Source organism: Rhizobacter sp. P2_H2, assembly GCF_056403375.1.
This window is the reverse complement of the sequence record NZ_JBFUFP010001523.1, coordinates 1-961: the sequence shown is the minus strand read 5'-3', so window position 1 is coordinate 961 and position 961 is coordinate 1. Positions and strand designations below refer to the sequence as shown.

The window sequence follows — 961 nt, the reverse complement described above, 5'->3', positions numbered from 1 at the left end:
CGGCCGCACCTACGACTACGTGGTTGCGCTGCGCGCGGTGCAGACCAGCGATTTCATGACCGCCGACTGGGCCGAGCTGCCGTACAGCCTGCTGAAGAAGGTATCGGGGCGGATCATCAACGAGGTGCGCGGGATCAACCGCGTGACGTACGACGTGTCGAGCAAGCCGCCGGCGACGATCGAGTGGGAGTGATTCGGGGCGGGTCGGTGCGGTCTTGAACTGTTCGAAATCCGTTGGATTTCCTGAGCAGTTGGTACTCTGCGCCGCTTGAAAAGTTGCCGTCAGAAGGGCTGGCCGGACTGCATGCGATGTGGGCCTCGGCCGCGCTCGGCCTGGTCGTCGCGGGCGCGCTGATGCTCGTGCCAAGCTCGCAGCAGCGCCACGAGATTTCCGTCAAACCTCATCCTGTCAACCGATGAAAATCCGAAACGCTGATTTCGATGACGCGGCAGCGGTCGCCGCGATCTATGGTCCGATCGTCGAGCACACGACGATCTCGTTCGAACTGGAGGTGCCCAGCGTCGACGAGATGCGCAGTCGCATCGCGAAGACACTGCCGGCACTTCCCTGGCTCGTCGCAGAGGACGAAGAAGGGCGTGTCTGCGGTTACGTGTACGCCGGCAAGCATCGGGAGCGCGCAGCGTATCAATGGGCCGTCGACACCTCTGCCTACGTGCGCGAGGACATGCGCGGCCAAGGCATTGGTCGACGGCTGTACGAGGCGTTGCTGAGGCGCCTGGCTGAACTGGGCTACTACCAGGCGTTCGCCGGCATTGCGTTGCCGAACGCGGGCAGCGTGGGTCTGCACGAGGCTGTCGGGTTCAAGCCGCTCGGCGTCTATCGCAACGTTGGATTCAAGAAGGGCGCCTGGCACGATGTCGGTTGGTGGCAGAGAGAGCTGCGACCCTTGGATGCGCCTCCTTCCGAGCCGAGCAGGCATCCTTCCGAGCCGAGCAGGCA

At 63.8% G+C, this 961-nt stretch carries 3 protein-coding genes; all 3 read left to right on the top strand.

Features of this window, described 5'->3' with window-relative positions:
- Window positions 1-193 (top strand): GMP synthase (glutamine-hydrolyzing) (locus tag AC1D15_RS34445; protein WP_477829606.1); only part of this gene is annotated, 193 nt, incomplete at its 5' end.
- A 41-nt stretch (window positions 194-234) separates the two neighbouring features.
- Window positions 235-420 (top strand): hypothetical protein, encoded by a 186-nt coding sequence (locus AC1D15_RS34440; RefSeq protein WP_477829605.1) that lies wholly within the window; start codon window positions 235-237, stop codon window positions 418-420.
- A partial coding sequence (locus tag AC1D15_RS34435; RefSeq protein WP_477829604.1) for an arsinothricin resistance N-acetyltransferase ArsN1 family B occupies window positions 417-961 on the top strand: 545 nt, incomplete at its 3' end. The genes AC1D15_RS34440 and AC1D15_RS34435, both read left to right, overlap by 4 nt.